The sequence below is a fragment of the Streptomyces roseofulvus genome, assembly GCF_039534915.1.
Taxonomy (GTDB): Bacteria; Actinomycetota; Actinomycetes; order Streptomycetales; family Streptomycetaceae; genus Streptomyces; species Streptomyces roseofulvus.
In genome coordinates, this window is sequence record NZ_BAAAWE010000001.1 from 4,096,392 (window position 1) to 4,112,797 (window position 16,406).

A 16,406-nucleotide genomic window follows, 5' to 3' on the forward strand; every position below is an offset into this window, starting at 1 on the left:
GCGCCTAGGAACCGGCCGCCCTGCGGGCCACCAGGGTCCAGGCGCCCAGGCCGACGAGCAGGACGGTGCCGAGGCCGATGCCGCCGGCGGCGAGGGCCACCATGAGGGTGTTCCCGTCGGCCGCGGCGGCGCCGCTCGCGCCGCTCGCCGCCGCGTCCCGGTCCGCGCCGGTCACCTGGAAGATGCCCGGGTCCCCGTCGTAGTCGGGCGCGGGCTTCTTCTCGCCCCGGATGGTGACCCGCAGGATCAGCGGCAGGGGCGTGTCGCCGTACTCCTCGGCCATCTCGGGGCTGAGGGTGGCGGTGAGGTAGTACCAGCCGGCGACCTGCAGGGAGCTCGTGGCGCTCTCGGACGAGGTGCGGTTGGCGTGGGCGACCGGCCGCTGCGGGGGGAGGGCCGCGGTGGCCGGCTTGCCGGTGTAGCTGACGGTCTGGAGGTCGACGAAGCCGCGCGCCGGGTTGTCGAGGCCGAGCGCGAGCGCGTTGCTCACCAGGTCGTCGCCCGCGTTGCTGCTGCCGAGCTCGGCGGTGGCGAACAGCTGCTGGCCCCAGTCGACCGGCACCCGCCAGAAGAGCGTCTGGCCCGGCCGGATGTCCGCCCGCCACTCGCCCTCCTTCAGGGAGACGGCGGTGTGGAAGCCGGCCCCGCCCTCCCGGACCTCGGGCTTGCCGACGGGCGGCGCGGGCGTCCCGGAGGGCCAGGACTCGGGCAGCTTGTCCGGGCCGTTCTTCCGCAGCAGCGGCTCGGTGACGTGCTGGAGCTCCAGCTCCCAGTCGTCCGGGCTGGAGGTGGCGTCCGACTCGCGCTCGACGACCACGTAGTACGTGCCGGCGTCCTGGCACCCGGTCTCGTCCGGGTGGACGATCCGGCGGGCGTAGCCGGCCAGCGGCCGGACGTGGTCGCCGGTGGCGAAGTTGACGTCCTGGTAGCCGCACTGCGTGCCGGTGCCGTCCTGGATCTCGATCCGGAAGCCGTCGCCGTACTGCGCCTTGCCGCCCGGCTTGGGGACGGCGACGGCGGAGACGTACGAGTTCTTCGTGGTGTCCAGGTTGAGCCGGTAATAGACCTTGCCGTCCTTCTTGAGGGTGTCCCGGTAGGTCTTGCCGGGCTCCAGCACGTCGGCGTCGGCGCTGGAGGCGGCCCCCTGGATCCGCTGTCCCGCGGGGTCGAAGGCGTACGCGGGCAGGGGCGCCTCCTCGGCCGCCCCCGCGGGCAGGGCGGTGAGCGTGCCCACCGCGGCGGCCGCCGTGAGGAGCGCCGCGGCCTTCCGCGTCCTGGCCGCGCTCCTCCCCCGGCGCCCGGTCCCGTCCCCTGCCGTGGCCCCCGCCTGCGTGCTCACGCGCTTCTCCTCGTCGTGTCCGTCACCGCGCCCTGCCCCGGGCCCGCCGGACGCCGAGGAGGACCGCCGTGAGCAGGAGGAGCGCCCCGCCGCCGGCCGCCAGGGCCGTCGTGCCGGACCATCCTGCCCCGCTCGTGCCCCCGGTGTCCGCACCGGGGGCGGATTCACCCGCGCCGGCGGGGGCCTCGGGGTCCGCCACGCGCGCGTGGTGCTCGGGTCCGGCCTTCTCCTGGCCCAGGACGCCGACCCGCAGGACGAAGCCGATCTCCGGGTCGCCGGGGATCTCGGCGGCGTCGGCGCCCAGGGTGACGGCGATGTAGTGGCTGCCGGGGAGGTGGACGGCGGTGACGTTCGGATCGGGCTCGTAGCGGTTGGTCCAGGCGACCGGGACCGTGCCCATGCGCAGCTCGGTCGGCTGCCCCGTGTAGACCTTCCGCGCGTCGAAGACGCCGGTGCCGGTGCCGACCGGCCGCCGGGCGGGGGTGTAGACCTCGGTGGCGACGGAGGAGTGGACCGGTTCCGTCCGGCCGGTGGCGGCCGGCACGTCGCCGAACTCGACGTCGTAGCGCAGCTGCTGGCCCCAGCCGACGTCCACCTTGTACCAGCGGGTCTGGGCGGGCAGCAGGCGGTCGCGCCAGGCTCCGGCGGTGAGTTCCGTGGCGTCGTTGAAGCCGGTGCCTCCGCGGACCTCTCGCGGCTCTCCGGCGGGCACGGCGGCCTGGGGGCCGCCGGCGCCGTACTCGGGCTCCGACCGGGCCGGCACGGTCCCGGCGGGCAGCGGCTTCTCGACGCCGAGGAACAGCTCCAGCGGCCAGCGCGCGGCGTCCGAGCCGGGCTTGCTGGTGCGCTCGACGGTCAGCCAGAAGCGGCCGGGCCGGTCGCAGGCGGAGTAGCGGGTCCGGGTGGGAACGCGGGCGACGGAGGAGGTGAGCGGGACCGCGCCCTCGTCCTGGTGGAAGATCTCGCTGCGGGTCTCGCAGCTGCCCTCGTCGCCGACGGAGGAGAGCCAGACGAGGCTGGTGGTGAGCTTGTCGACGGTGTCGACGGCGGCGCCCGGCTGCGGCACGGCGGTAGCCGCGAAGTGGGCGGTGGAGTCGGCGTCGAGGGTGGAGGCGTAGTAGCGCTTCTCGCCGGGCCCGATGGTGTCGAGGTACTGCCCGGGGGCGAGGTCCGGCGCGCCGGAGCGGCCGGGGGTGCCCCGGGCGGGTGTGCCGCGCAGCCGGTAGCCGTCGGCGGAGAGCCGGGCGGCGCGCTGGAGCTGGCGGGCGAGCGCGTCGGCGTCCGGGGCGTCGTAGTAGTGGCCGTTGCCGGCCTCGGCGACGCACTCCAGCTCCGCGCGGGCCCGGCCGGCGACCTGGAAGCCGACGGTGTCGATGCGCAGGCCGACGCCCTGGCGGGCGAGGTCGGCGGCGACCTCGCAGGGCTCGGGGGTGCCGCAGGTGTCCTCGCCGTCGGAGACCAGCAGGATCGTCCGGGTGGCGAGGGCGCCGCCGGCGGGCTTCGGGAGGTCCTCGGCGGCCTTGCGGAGGGAGAGCCCGATGGGGGTGTCTCCCTTGGGGGTGAGCGCGGCGACGGCGGCCTTGAGCCCGGCCCGGTCGAGCGGGGCGACCGGCTCGGCGAGGCGGGTGTCGTCGCAGCCGCTCGTCCGGTCGGCGCCGTAGACGCGCAGTCCGGTGGGGTGCCCGTCGGGGAGGCCGTCCACGACGGTGCCGATGGCCTCGCGGGCCGCCGCCATCCTCGTACGGCTGCCGGCCCCCGCACCGCCCACCGGGTCGGCCATGGAGCCGGAGGAGTCGAGGACCATCACCAGGGCGCCGCCGGGGGCGGCCCCGGGGTCCTCCTCGGCTGCCGCCTGCGGTGCCGGTCCGAGCAGCAGCGCGAGTGCGCCGGCCAGCGCGCCTCCCGCCACGGTCCTTCGTCGTCGTGTGGTCACGGTGTCCCCCCGGTCGTCCTCGTGCGCGTGCGCGCGGTCCGAGCGCCCCCGACGTTTGTTCGCGAGCACTCAACTTTGCCACTGCAAGCTAATGATTCGCTTGAGCGAATTCAAGGACTTTCTGTCACGACCCGGGAACAGCCGGTGGGAGCCGCGTGCGGAAACGCGAGATCCCGGGTGCGGAAACGCCGAGATCCCGGCCGCGCGGCGCGCGACCGGGATCTCTCGGTTTCAGATGGGTGGGGCCTCAGACACCGGAACCGGACGGCACGGAGTCGGTCGCCTCCGTCCACAGGTCCTGCTCGGCGCGATCCGCCTGGATCTGGCGGTACACGAGGAGCCCGCCGATGGCGGCCAGTGCGACCAGGAGCAGCTTCTTCACCGCGCGACCTCGTCTTTCGTTGACGTAGGAGTCTTCCTGACGCCCACTCTACACATCGACCGATACCGATCGGTGACCTGTGCGAGCGCCAAACCTCACACAACGAGATCGACCCGGACGGTGGAACCGTCCGGGTCGATCTCTGCTGTGGGGCTAACAGGATTTGAACCTGTGGCCTCATCCTTATCAGGGATGCGCTCTAACCAACTGAGCTATAGCCCCGCCGCGCTTTTCGGTGTGTTTCCCGTCGCGCTGACTCCTGAACATTAGCGCACGTGGGGGCCAGTCCCAAAATCGCCCGGAGCCGGAGGCTCCGAAGGGCGCGCGGGCCGGCCCCCTCGCGGGCTACTCGTCCTCGGCCAGCGTCAGCTCGACGCCGCCGACGAAGCCGGCGGACAGGTTGTAGATGAACGCGCCGAGGGTCGCCAGCGCGGTCATCAGGACCACGTCGATCACCGCGATCACCGAGGTGAACATCAGCACGCGCGGCAGCGACAGGAACGACTGCAGGTCGAAGCCGTTGGACTCGTTCGAGCCCGTCGCCTCGCTGATCGTCCCGCCGACCGTCGAGAAAACGCCCATGGCGTCCATGACCATCCACAGCACGGCCGCCGCGACGACCGTGCAGATGCCCAGCGCGATGGAGAGCAGGAAGCTCACCTTCATCACCGACCACGGATCGGCCTTCGCCACCCGCAGCCGCGCCTTGCGGGTGCGCGGGGTCGTCCGCGCGCCCGTCCGGGGCCGCCGCACCGCGCCGGACTGGCCGCCCTGGGTGTGGCCGCCGCCCTGCGGGCCGTCGTAGGCCCGCGGCGGGTGGTAGGCGCCCGCCTGGGGCGCCGCCGGGCGCTCGCCGGGCAGGGCGCCGTTGTAGCCCTGATAGGGGGGCTGCTGCCCCCGAGTGTCCGTCACCGCAACCCCCTGGGAGTCCGTGGCCGAGCCACGGGCGCCGTGCGCTCCAGCACCTGCAGAAGCTCCGGCAGCCGCCGATCCGGCGCCCGTGGCTCCACTCACGCTCTACTCCTCGTGATCCCCGGCCGCAGGCTCCGTGCCCTCGACCGATGCCTCGGCCTCGGATGCCTCCAGGGCACCCTCGGCGTCGTCGACCTCTTCGTCCTCGCTGCCGGCCTCGGCGTTCCGTGCGATGCCGACGACGGCATCGCGCTTGCCCAGGTTGATCAGCTGGACGCCCATGGTGTCACGGCCGGTCTCCCTGACTTCGTTGACTCGCGTACGAATCACACCGCCGGACAGCGTGATGGCGAGGATCTCGTCGGTCTCCTCGACCACCAGCGCGCCCACGAGCGAGCCGCGGTCCTCCACGATCTTGGCGGCCTTGATACCGAGGCCGCCGCGGCCCTGGACGCGGTACTCGTCGACGGGGGTGCGCTTCGCGTACCCGCCGTCGGTCGCGGTGAAGACGAACGTACCGGGCCGGACGACATTCATCGAGAGCAGTTCGTCGTCCTCGCGGAAACTCATGCCCTTCACACCCGAAGTGGCGCGTCCCATCGGACGCAGCGCGTCGTCCGTGGCGGTGAAGCGGATCGACTGCGCCTTCTTCGAGATGAGCAGCAGGTCGTCCTCGGCGGAGGCCAGCTCGGCGCCGATCAGCTCGTCGTCGCTGCCGTCCTCCCGCTCCCGCAGGTTGATGGCGATGACACCGCCGGAGCGCGGCGAGTCGTAGTCCTTCAGCGCGGTCTTCTTCACCAGGCCGGAGCGGGTGGCGAGGACCAGGTACGGCGCGGCCTCGTAGTCGCGGATCGCCAGGATCTGCGCGATCTGCTCGTCCGGCTGGAAGGCCAGCAGGTTGGCCACGTGCTGGCCGCGGGCGTCCCGGCCGGCGTCCGGCAGCTCGTACGCCTTGGCCCGGTAGACCCGGCCCTTGTTGGTGAAGAAGAGCAGCCAGTGGTGGGTGGTGGAGACGAAGAAGTGGTCGACGATGTCGTCCTGCTTCAGCTTCGTCCCGCGCACGCCCTTGCCGCCGCGCTTCTGCGAGCGGTAGTCCTCGGTCTTCGTCCGCTTCACATAGCCGCCACGCGTGATCGTGACGACGATGTCCTCCTCGGCGATCAGGTCCTCGATGGACATGTCGCCGTCGAAGGGCACCAGCTTGGAGCGGCGGTCGTCGCCGAACTTGTCGACGATCGCGGCGAGCTCCTCGCTGACGATGGCCCGCTGCTTCTCGGGCGAGGCGAGGATCGCGTTGTACTCGTTGATCTTCGCCTGCAGCTCGTCGTGCTCCGCGATGATCTTCTGGCGCTCCAGGGCGGCGAGCCGGCGGAGCTGCATCTCCAGAATCGCGTTGGCCTGGATCTCGTCGATCTGGAGGAGGCCCATCAGGCCCTCGCGGGCGACCTCGACCGTCTCGCTGCGGCGGATGAGGGCGATGACCTCGTCGATCGCGTCGAGCGCCTTGAGGAGGCCGCGCAGGATGTGGGCGCGCTCCTCGGCCTTGCGCAGCCGGAACTTCGTCCGGCGCACGATGACCTCGATCTGGTGCGTCACCCAGTGGCGGATGAACGCGTCCAGGGAGAGGGTGCGCGGCACGCCGTCGACGAGCGCCAGCATGTTGGCGCCGAAGTTCGTCTGGAGGTCGGTGTGCTTGTACAGGTTGTTGAGGACGACCTTGGCGACCGCGTCCCGCTTGAGGACGATGACCAGGCGCTGGCCGGTCCGGGACGAGGTCTCGTCGCGGACGTCGGCGATGCCGCCGATCTTGCCGTCCTTCACCAGGTCGGCGATCTTCTGCGCGAGGTTGTCCGGGTTGACCTGGTAGGGCAGCTCGGTGACCACCAGGCACTGGCGGTTCTGGATCTCCTCGACCTCGACGACCGCGCGCATGGTGATGGAGCCGCGGCCGGTGCGGTACGCCTCCTCGATGCCCTTGCGGCCGACGACGAGCGCGCCGGTCGGGAAGTCGGGGCCCTTGATCCGCTCGATGAGCGCGTCGAGGAGCTCCTCGTGGCCGGCCTCGGGGTTCGCCAGGTACCACTGGGCGCCCTCGGCGACCTCGCGGAGGTTGTGCGGCGGGATGTTGGTGGCCATGCCGACCGCGATACCGGCGGAGCCGTTGACCAGGAGGTTCGGGAAACGGGCCGGGAGGACCGTCGGCTCCTGGTTGCGGCCGTCGTAGTTGTCCGTGAAGTCGACGGTCTCCTCGTCGATGTCGCGGACCATCTCCATCGACAGCGGCGCCATCTTGCACTCGGTGTAGCGCATGGCGGCGGCCGGGTCGTTGCCCGGGGAGCCGAAGTTGCCGTTGGAGTCGACGAGCGGCATCCGCATCGACCACGGCTGGGCCAGGCGGACCAGCGCGTCGTAGATGGAGGAGTCGCCGTGCGGGTGGTACGTGCCCATGACGTCGCCGACGACGCGGGCGCACTTGTAGAAGCCCTTCTCGGGCCGGTAGCCGCCGTCGTACATCGCGTACAGCACGCGCCGGTGGACGGGCTTGAGGCCGTCCCGGACGTCGGGCAGCGCGCGGGACACGATGACGGACATCGCGTAGTCGAGGTACGAGCGCTGCATCTCGGTCTCGAGCCCGACGGGCTCGATGCGCAGCACCGGCTCTTCTTCTTCGGTGGTCACGGGGGGGTTCTCGTCGGCCATTGCTGGTCGTCAGTCCTTTCGTACGGTCAGCTGAGACCGACTCAGATGTCGAGGAAGCGAACGTCCTTGGCGTTGCGCTGGATGAAGGAGCGCCGTGCCTCGACGTCCTCGCCCATCAGCACCGAGAACAGGTCGTCGGCCTGGGCGGCGTCGTCCAGGGTGACCTGGCCGAGCACGCGATGCTCGACGTCCATGGTGGTGACGCGCAGCTCCTCGGCGTTCATCTCGCCGAGACCCTTGAAGCGCTGGATCGAGTCCTCGCGGATCCGCTTGCCGTTCTGCTTGCCCAGCTCGACCAGCGCGTCGCGCTCGCGGTCCGAGTACGCGTACTCGAAGTCGTCCCGGCCCCACTTGATCTTGTAGAGCGGCGGGCGGGAGAGGTACACGTGCCCGTGCTCGATCAGCGGCCGCATGAAGCGGAAGAGGAAGGTGAGCAGCAGGGTGTTGATGTGCTGGCCGTCGACGTCGGCGTCCGCCATCAGGATGATCTTGTGATAGCGGAGCTTCTCGATGTCGAAGTCCTCGTGGACCCCGGTGCCGAAGGCCGAGATCAGCGCCTGGACCTCGGTGTTCTGGAGGATCTTGTCGACGCGGGCCTTCTCGACGTTCAGGATCTTGCCCCGGATCGGCAGGATGGCCTGGTACATCGGGTTCCGGCCGGACTTGGCGGAGCCGCCGGCGGAGTCACCCTCGACGATGAAGATCTCGCACTTGGTGGGGTCGTTCGACTGGCAGTCGGAGAGCTTGCCCGGGAGGGAGGCCGACTCGAGGAGGCCCTTGCGGCGGGTGAGGTCGCGGGCCTTGCGGGCGGCCACGCGCGCGGTGGCGGCGGTGATGCCCTTGCGGACGATGTCCGCGGCCTCGTTCGGGTTCCGGTCGAACCAGTCCGTCAGGTGCTCGTGGACGACCTTCTGCACGAAGGTCTTCGCCTCGGTGTTGCCGAGCTTGGTCTTGGTCTGGCCCTCGAACTGCGGCTCGCCGATCTTGATCGAGATGATCGCGGTCAGACCCTCGCGGATGTCGTCGCCCGTGAGGTTGTCGTCCTTCTCGCGGAGCAGCTTCTTCTCGCGCGCGTACTTGTTGACGAGCGTCGTCAGCGCGGCGCGGAAGCCCTCCTCGTGGGTACCGCCCTCGTGGGTGTGGATCGTGTTGGCGAAGGAGTACACGCCCTCGCTGTACGACGAGTTCCACTGCATCGCGATCTCGGCGGAGAGCAGGCGCTCCTTGTCCTCGGCCTCGATGTCGATGACGGTCGGGTTGATCAGCTCGCCCTTGCGCGAGTTGAGGTACTTCACGAAGTCGACGATGCCGCCCTCGTAGTGGTACGTCACCGTGCGCGCGGCCGGCTCGGCGGCCGCCTCGGCGTCGGGGTCGTCGGCGCCGACCGTGGCCTTGGCGGACTCGCGCTCGTCGGTGAGCGTGATCGTCAGGCCCTTGTTGAGGAAGGCCATCTCCTGGAAGCGGCGGGAGAGCGTCTCGAAGGAGTACTCGACCGTCTCGAAGATGTCCGGGTCGGACCAGAACGTGACCGAGGTGCCGGTCTCGGAGGTCTCCTCGTGCTGGGCGAGGGGCGCGGTGGGGGCACCCATCTTGTAGTCCTGCGTCCAGCGGTAGCCGTCCGTCTTGATCTCGACGGAGACCTTCGTGGACAGCGCGTTCACGACGGAGACGCCGACGCCGTGCAGACCGCCGGAGACCGCGTAGCCGCCGCCGCCGAACTTGCCGCCCGCGTGGAGGACGGTCAGCACGACCTCCACGGCCGGCTTGCCCTCGGACTCGACGATGCCGACGGGGATGCCGCGACCGTTGTCGACGACGCGCACGCCGCCGTCGGCGAGGATCGTCACGTCGATGGTGTCCGCGTGGCCGGCCAGGGCCTCGTCGACCGAGTTGTCGACGACCTCCTGGACCATGTGGTGCAGGCCGCGCTCGCCGGTCGAGCCGATGTACATACCGGGGCGCTTGCGCACCGCATCCAGGCCCTCGAGGACCTGGATGTTGCTGGCGGTGTACTGGTTGTTCTCGTTGGGGTTGCCGGAATCGGCCACGAAGCGCCCTTTCTGGCACAGCACAGGCCGTGCTCCGGGCATAGAGGAGCCGGCTGCGTCGTTCGACAGTTCCGCAGTGTGGCGGGATTGTCTTCCAGTCTACCGGTACCGCCGACAGTCATGGGGGTTTGCGGGTACCTGAAAGCGCATGTGCCGCCCTGGGCGCCCCCGAGACGACTCCCCATATCCGGACAGGGGCTCCAGGGGCCCCTGACGGCCACCTAGCGCTTCGGGTGGTGACGGGTAGTGGCACCCGGCTGTGGTCATGCGTTCCGCCCCGTGACGGACATGCGTTCCGGCCCGTTGCGGACAGTCGCTCCGCCGCGTTGTGGCAGGCGTTCCGCAAGGGCTGGGGGTCCCCCCGGACGGAGTCGGGGGGGGAGGGCGGGCACACCGCCCACGCGCGGCGCCCGCCTGCTCGGACCCGCGGCCGAGGACCGTCCCGTCCTACCCGTACGTGTCCCCGGGCCCCACGGACCCCGGCGCCCGCAACGGCCCGAACCGCCGCGCACCCGCCCCGGGCCCCAGCACCTTGATCAGCCGCACGGTCCCGTGCCCGAGGTCCTCGTTGAGCCGCGCGACCAGCGTCGGCGCCAGCAACCGCAGCTGCGTCGCCCACGCCGTCGAGTCGCACTGCACCGTCAGCACGCGCGCGTCCGGCTCCTCCTCGTACCTCACCGGTACGCAGTGCTTGGCCAGGTCCTCGCCGACGATCTGCGGCCAGCGGCCCATGACGCCGCCGACGGCCGCCGGCGTCTCCCAGCCCCGCTCGGCGAGCAGCCGGTTGATCGCGGCGCCGAGCGCCATCGGGTCCCGCCCGTCGGCACGCGCGCCGGAGCGCAGGCCGCCGCCGCGCCGGGCCTGCTTCTTCTGCTGCGCGGCCGCCCCACGCGCGCGTGCCTGCTCCTTCGCGGCGCGCAGCGCGACCCGGGCGAGGTCCACACCCGAGGGCTCGGGGGCCGCGGGCTTGTCCACAGCCTGTGGGGAAGTCTCCTCGGCGCCGCTCATACGCGCTCCACCGTCCCTCCGCTCACCGCGTACCGCGTCCCGGCCAGGACGTCCGGCACGTCGTCGTCGACCGCCGCGGTCACCAGCACCTGCTCGCCGTGGGCCACCAGCTCGGCCAGCCGCTCGCGCCGGCGCGCGTCCAGCTCGGCGAAGACGTCGTCCAGGACGAGGACCGGCTCGTTGCCCTCGGAGCGCAGCAGGTCGTACGAGGCGAGCCGGAGCGCCAGCGCGTACGACCAGGACTCGCCGTGGCTCGCGTACCCCTTGGCCGGCAGGTCGCCGAGGCGGAGCAGCAGCTCGTCGCGGTGCGGGCCGACGAGGGTGACCCCGCGCTCGATCTCCTGCTTGCGGGCCTCCGCGAGGGCGGCGATCAGCTGCTCGTACAGCTCCTCGCGGGTGTGCCCGGTGCCGGGGGCGGAGGGCCGGTACTCCAGCAGAATCGGTCCGCCGCCGGGCGCGAGCTGTTCGTACGCCTTGTCCGCGAGCGGCTGCAGGGTGTGGACGAGGTCGAGCCGCTGGGCGAGCAGCTCGGCGCCGGCCCGGGCCAGGTGCTGGTCCCAGACGTCGAGCGTGGAGAGGTCCATGCCGCGGCCGCCGTGCCGGCGGGCCATCGCCGCGGACTTCAGCAGGGTGTTCCGCTGCTTCAGCACGCGCTCGTAGTCGGAGCGCACGCCCGCCATGCGCGGCGCCCGCGCGGTGATCAGTTCGTCGAGGAAGCGCCGGCGCTCGCCGGGGTCGCCCTTGATCAGCGACAGGTCCTCGGGGGCGAAGAGCACGGTCCGCACGATGCCCAGCACGTCACGCGGCCTGACCTGCGAGGACCGGTTGATGCGGGCGCGGTTGGCGCGGCCCGGGTTGAGCTCCAGCTCGACCAGCTGGGACCGCTCGCCCTGGGTGACGGCGGCCCGGATGACGGCCCGCTCGGCGCCCATCCGCACCAGCGGCGCGTCCGAGGCGACGCGGTGGCTGCCGAGGGTGGCGAGATAGCCGACGGCCTCGACGAGGTTGGTCTTGCCCTGGCCGTTCGCCCCCACGAACGCGGTGACGCCCGGGTCGAGGGGTACCTCGGCCCGGGCGTACGAGCGGAAGTCGGCCAGCGAGAGATGCGTGACGTGCATGGTGGGCGCCGGCCTTCCCCCGGTCGCTGTGCACCGGGTGGTGCACAGCCTGTGGATTGCTACTTCTTCTCGACCGCGTGGCCGCCGAACTGGTTGCGCAGCGCGGCGATCATCTTCATCTGCGGCGAGTCGTCCTGACGGGACGCGAACCGCGCGAACAGCGACGCGGTGATCGCCGGGAGCGGTACGGCGTTGTCGATGGCGGCCTCGACGGTCCACCGGCCCTCGCCGGAGTCCGACGCGTAGCCGCGCAGCTGGTCCAGGTGCTCGTCCTCGTCGAGGGCGTTGACGGCGAGGTCGAGCAGCCAGGAACGGATGACCGTGCCCTCCTGCCAGGAGCGGAAGATCTCGCGGACGTTCTCCACCGAGTCGACCTTCTCCAGCAGCTCCCAGCCCTCGGCGTACGCCTGCATCATCGCGTACTCGATGCCGTTGTGGACCATCTTGGCGAAGTGGCCCGCGCCGACCTTGCCGGCGTGGACGGAGCCGAACTCGCCCTCGGGCTTGAGCGCGTCGAAGATCGGCTGGACCTTCGCCACGTTCTCGGCGTCGCCGCCGTACATCAGCGCGTAGCCGTTCTCCAGGCCCCAGACGCCGCCGGAGACGCCGCAGTCGACGAAGCCGATGCCCTTGGCGGCGAGCTCCTCGGCGTGCTTCTCGTCGTCGGTCCAGCGGGAGTTCCCGCCGTCCACGACGACGTCGCCGGGGGAGAGCAGCTCCGCCAGCTCGTCGATGGTGGACTGGGTCGCCGCGCCGGCGGGGACCATGACCCACACGACGCGCGGACCCTTGAGCTTGTTCACAAGCTCTTCGAGGCTGTGGACGTCGGCGAGGTCCGGGTTGCGGTCGTATCCGATGACGGTGTGGCCTGCGCGGCGGATGCGCTCGCGCATGTTGCCGCCCATCTTGCCGAGACCGACGAGACCGAGCTCCATCAGAGTGTTCCTTTAGCGTCGTGTGCGGTTCCTACCCGGGTCCGAGCCTACGCCCGGACCCGGCCGCACACCTGTGGGGTCAGCCGCTCAGTCGACGCCCCTCACCCGCAGGTCAGCCGCTCAGTCGCACCGGCATGATCAGGTACTTGTAGGCGTCGTCCGCCTCCGCGTCCACGGCCGGGCGGCCGCTCAGCAGGGCGGGCTTGGTGGAGGTCGTGAAGGAGAGCTGGGCCACCGGGGAGTCGATCGCGCTCAGGCCGTCCAGCAGGAAGGTCGGGTTGAAGGCGATCGAGATGTCGTCGCCGTCCAGCTGCGCGTCGACCCGCTCCACAGCCTGTGCGTCGTCGCTGGAGCCGGCCTCCAGGATGAGCACGCCCTGCTCGAAGCTGAGCCGGACGGGCGTGTTGCGCTCGGCGACGAGGGCCACGCGCTTGACGGCCTCCACGAAGGGGGCGGTCTCGATCACCGCGACCGAGTTGAACTCGGTGGGGAAGAGCGTGCGGTACTTCGGGAGGTCGCCCTCCAGGAGGCGGGTGGTGGTGCGGCGGCCCGCGCCCTCGAAGCCGATGAGGCCCTCGCCCTTGCCGGAGCCGGAGAGCGCCAGCGTGACGGTGTCGCCGCTGGTGAGCGCCTTCGCGGTGTCCAGGAGGGTCTTCGCGGGCACCAGGGCGACCGCGGAGGCGTCCGGGGACTCCGGCTTCCACAGGAACTCGCGGACCGCGAAGCGGTAGCGGTCGGTGGAGGCCAGGGTGACGGTGTCGCCCTCGATCTCGATGCGCACGCCGGTGAGGACGGGCAGCGTGTCGTCACGGCCGGCGGCGATGGCCACCTGGGCGGCGGCGGCCGCGAAGACCTCGCCGGGGACGGTGCCGGTCGCGGTGGGCATCTCCGGCAGCGCCGGGTACTCCTCCACAGGGAGGGTGTGGAGGGTGAAGCGGGAGGAGCCGCAGACCACGGTCGCCCGTACACCGTCTGTGGAGATCTCCACCGGACGGTTGGGGAGGGCGCGGCAGATGTCGGCGAGGAGGCGGCCGGAGACGAGGACGGTGCCGTCCTCCTCGACCTCCGCCTCGACGGAGACGCGGGCGGAGACCTCGTAGTCGAAGCTCGAGAAGCTCAGCGCGCCGTCCTCGGCCTTCAGCAGAAGGCCCGCGAGTACGGGCGCCGGCGGACGGGCCGGAAGGCTGCGGGCCACCCACGCCACCGCCTCCGCGAGTACATCGCGCTCCACCCGGATCTTCACCGGAACCGCCTCCTGCTTGTTGCTGGCTCTTCGTCGACTGCGGGATCCAGTCTGACGTACGCCGCCGACACTCGGTGCGGCTCGGGGTCAAGTCGTGACGAGAGCGCGTCAGGGCTCCGGCGCCGAGTTGTGCACAGGCCCCGCTTCAAAACGATTCCCGGGCTAACTATGAGTGGAAGTAGTAGTAGGGCCTGTGGAAACCGTGGATAACGCCGTCTGCGCAGGTCAGGGCCTGTTTTTTGTCCACCGCCCCTGTGGGTGGAACCGGTGGACAACCACGGTTCTCTGTGGACACACGAAAGTTCTGCACACCCGATACACAGGCAGGGGGTAGTTCTCCCCAGTGCTGTCCCCAGCTTTCCCCAGGTTCCCCACAGCCCAAACGTCTCCCTTGGTGTGACGCCTTTCACTCCGGCCGGTGAGAGGGGGTGTTTTGTTGCCGAACAGTGGACAGCGGTGTGGAGAAGCTGTGGGCAACCTGCCCCTCCCTGTGGGCAGCCGGTGGACAACTCTTCCGGGCCCCTGTGGACGAAAGATTCATCCACAGGCTGTGGAGATCGGTTGCCAACAAATCCACACCCCCCTGAGCTGGTGTGATGGGCTGTCACCAGGCCGACCTGTGGACACAATCCGGATAACTCGACAGTCCCCACCCTGTGGACGGGAGATCATCCCCCAATCTGTGGAGAACCCGCCACCGGAACGGAGTAATCGAACACGGCCGTCCGGGTCACGGCCCCCTCGTGGCGTCCGTGCGCCATCCACAGACCCTCTCCACAACGCCGAAGGGCGCCCCGGGAGGTGTCCCGGGGCGCCCTTCGATGCCTGCACGGTCGGCGTACGGCCGGCGCATGGCCGCGTACCGGCTGCGGTACGGCGCTGTGCGGCCCTTCTGCGGCCGTACGGAGGCGGTCAGCCGTTCTTGATGCGGTTGGTCAGCTCCGTGACCTGGTTGTAGATGGAACGTCGCTCCGCCATCAGGGCGCGGATCTTCCGGTCCGCGTGCATGACGGTCGTGTGGTCGCGGCCGCCGAACTGCGCGCCGATCTTCGGCAGCGACAGATCGGTGAGCTCCCGGCACAGGTACATGGCGATCTGGCGGGCCGTCACGAGCACCCGACTGCGCGAGGAACCGCAGAGGTCCTCCACCGTCAGCCCGAAGTAGTCGGCCGTGGCCGCCATGATGGCCGGCGCCGTGATCTCCGGCGACGAGTCCTCGCCGCCCGGGATCAGGTCCTTGAGGACGACCTCGGTCAGCCCCAGGTCGACCGGCTGCCGGTTGAGGCTCGCGAAGGCCGTCACCCGGATCAGCGCGCCCTCCAGCTCGCGGATGTTCCGCGAGATCCGGGAGGCGATGAACTCCAGTACCTCCGGCGGGGCGTTCAGCTGCTCCTGCACCGCCTTCTTGCGGAGGATCGCGATGCGCGTCTCCAGCTCCGGCGGCTGCACGTCGGTGGTGAGTCCCCACTCGAAGCGGTTCCGCAGCCGGTCCTCCAGGGTCACCAGCTGCCGGGGCGGCCGGTCGGAGGAGAGCACGATCTGCTTGTTCGCGTTGTGGAGCGTGTTGAAGGTGTGGAAGAACTCCTCCTGCGTCGACTCCTTGCTCGCGAGGAACTGGATGTCGTCGACGAGCAGGATGTCCACATCGCGGTAGCGCTTGCGGAAGGCGTCGCCCTTGCCGTCGCGGATCGAGTTGATGAACTCGTTGGTGAACTCCTCCGAGCTCACGTACCGCACGCGCGTGCCGGGGTACAGGCTCCGCGCGTAGTGCCCGATGGCGTGCAGCAGGTGCGTCTTGCCGAGCCCCGACTCGCCGTAGATGAAGAGGGGGTTGTACGCCTTCGCCGGCGCCTCGGCCACCGCGACCGCGGCGGCGTGCGCGAAGCGGTTCGAGGAACCGATCACGAAGGTGTCGAAGAGGTAGCGCGGGTTCAGCCGCGCGTGCTGCTCGCCGGGCCCGCCGGAGCCGGCACCGCCGCCGGAGCCCGTACCGGAGGAACCGAGGGAGCCCTGGCCGATGCCGGGACCCACGCCCTGGCCGCCCACGCCGGGCCCGGGGCGCGGACCGGCCCCCGGCGGCTCGGGCAGCTCGGCGCGCTCCGGGCGCTGCGGCTGCTCGTAGCCGCGGGACGGCTCGTCGTAGCGCGGCAGCCCGGTCTGCTCCGGGGCCGGACCGGTGTACGGGGCGCGCTCGGGGAAACCGCCGAGGCGCGGCTGCTGCCAGGAGAGGTCCTCCTGCGAGCGCGGCCAGGCGCCCGGCTCGGGGCGCGGCGGCTGCGGGTAGTCCGGGTAGGCGGGGCGCGCGGTGGGCAGCCCGTCGTCGGACAGCGCCCGGTGGCCGTACCCGTCGTACTTCTCGTACGGCTCGGGCTGCGGCCGCTCGTCGTAGCGGGGCTGCGGCGGCCGGCCGGGGGAGGGCGCGGGGGGCTGCTCGCCGACGGAGTCGTCGACGGTGATCGCGATCCGGATCGGGCGGCCGCACTCGCGGCTGAGGGTCTCGCTGATCAGCGGGGCCAGCCGGCCCTCCAGGACCCGCTTGCCCCATTCGTTGGGGACGGCGAGCAGGGCCGTGTCGGCGACCAGGGCGAGCGGCTGGCAGCGCTCGATCCACTGCTTGTCCTTGGGCTCGATGCCCTGCTGTCCTTCTCCCAGCAGCTGGTCGAGCACGCGTGGCCACACTGCGGCAAGATCGGCAGGTACGTCAGCCACAGGGCACGCTTTCTCGCAGGTCCCACGAATGTGTGGTTCTCGGGACGACAGGAACAGAACGGAAGAGACAGTCGAGTCC

General features: G+C 71.0%; 11 protein-coding genes and 1 tRNA gene. All 12 read right to left on the reverse strand.

Annotated elements, in window-relative coordinates:
- Positions 1-4 precede the first annotated feature (4 nt).
- The 12 genes from ABFY03_RS18830 to dnaA all read right to left on the reverse strand — a co-directional run bounded on the left by ABFY03_RS18830 (position 5) and on the right by dnaA (position 16,327).
- Positions 5-1,339, reverse strand: coding sequence for a hypothetical protein (locus tag ABFY03_RS18830; RefSeq protein WP_346170421.1), 1,335 nt, complete (start codon positions 1,337-1,339; stop codon positions 5-7).
- Positions 1,340-1,361: 22 nt separating this feature from the next.
- Positions 1,362-3,272: a vWA domain-containing protein gene (locus ABFY03_RS18835; RefSeq protein ID WP_346170422.1), complete on the reverse strand. Its 1,911-nt coding sequence runs from the start codon at positions 3,270-3,272 to the stop codon at positions 1,362-1,364.
- Between the two features lie 247 nt (positions 3,273-3,519).
- Positions 3,520-3,654 carry a DLW-39 family protein gene (locus tag ABFY03_RS18840; protein WP_208809277.1) on the reverse strand — a complete coding sequence of 45 codons (135 nt, stop codon included), beginning with the start codon at positions 3,652-3,654 and terminating at the stop codon, positions 3,520-3,522.
- A 148-nt stretch (positions 3,655-3,802) separates the two neighbouring features.
- Positions 3,803-3,876 (reverse strand) — tRNA-Ile (locus ABFY03_RS18845).
- A gap of 123 nt (positions 3,877-3,999) precedes the next feature.
- Positions 4,000-4,566 (reverse strand): DUF3566 domain-containing protein, encoded by a 567-nt coding sequence (locus ABFY03_RS18850; protein ID WP_319011526.1) that lies wholly within the window; start codon positions 4,564-4,566, stop codon positions 4,000-4,002.
- Between the two features lie 105 nt (positions 4,567-4,671).
- Complete coding sequence (gene gyrA / locus ABFY03_RS18855; protein ID WP_319011527.1) at positions 4,672-7,266, reverse strand: DNA gyrase subunit A; 2,595 nt, start codon at positions 7,264-7,266, stop codon at positions 4,672-4,674.
- A 41-nt stretch (positions 7,267-7,307) separates the two neighbouring features.
- Complete coding sequence (gyrB, locus tag ABFY03_RS18860) at positions 7,308-9,338, reverse strand: DNA topoisomerase (ATP-hydrolyzing) subunit B (protein WP_319011528.1); 2,031 nt, start codon at positions 9,336-9,338, stop codon at positions 7,308-7,310.
- A 423-nt stretch (positions 9,339-9,761) separates the two neighbouring features.
- Positions 9,762-10,322, reverse strand: a complete 561-nt coding sequence (locus ABFY03_RS18865; protein WP_319011529.1) for a DciA family protein — start codon at positions 10,320-10,322, stop codon at positions 9,762-9,764.
- Positions 10,319-11,440 carry a DNA replication/repair protein RecF gene (recF, locus tag ABFY03_RS18870; RefSeq protein ID WP_319011530.1) on the reverse strand — a complete coding sequence of 374 codons (1,122 nt, stop codon included), beginning with the start codon at positions 11,438-11,440 and terminating at the stop codon, positions 10,319-10,321. Before recF ends, ABFY03_RS18865 begins: the two co-directional genes overlap by 4 nt.
- A gap of 59 nt (positions 11,441-11,499) precedes the next feature.
- The gene (gnd, locus tag ABFY03_RS18875) at positions 11,500-12,375 is read right to left on the reverse strand and encodes a phosphogluconate dehydrogenase (NAD(+)-dependent, decarboxylating) (RefSeq protein ID WP_030493762.1); all 876 of its coding nucleotides are present in this window, start codon (positions 12,373-12,375) and stop codon (positions 11,500-11,502) included.
- A 112-nt stretch (positions 12,376-12,487) separates the two neighbouring features.
- Positions 12,488-13,618: a DNA polymerase III subunit beta gene (dnaN, locus tag ABFY03_RS18880; RefSeq protein WP_031003097.1), complete on the reverse strand. Its 1,131-nt coding sequence runs from the start codon at positions 13,616-13,618 to the stop codon at positions 12,488-12,490.
- A 912-nt stretch (positions 13,619-14,530) separates the two neighbouring features.
- Complete coding sequence (gene dnaA, locus ABFY03_RS18885; protein ID WP_346170423.1) at positions 14,531-16,327, reverse strand: chromosomal replication initiator protein DnaA; 1,797 nt, start codon at positions 16,325-16,327, stop codon at positions 14,531-14,533.
- Positions 16,328-16,406 lie beyond the last annotated feature (79 nt).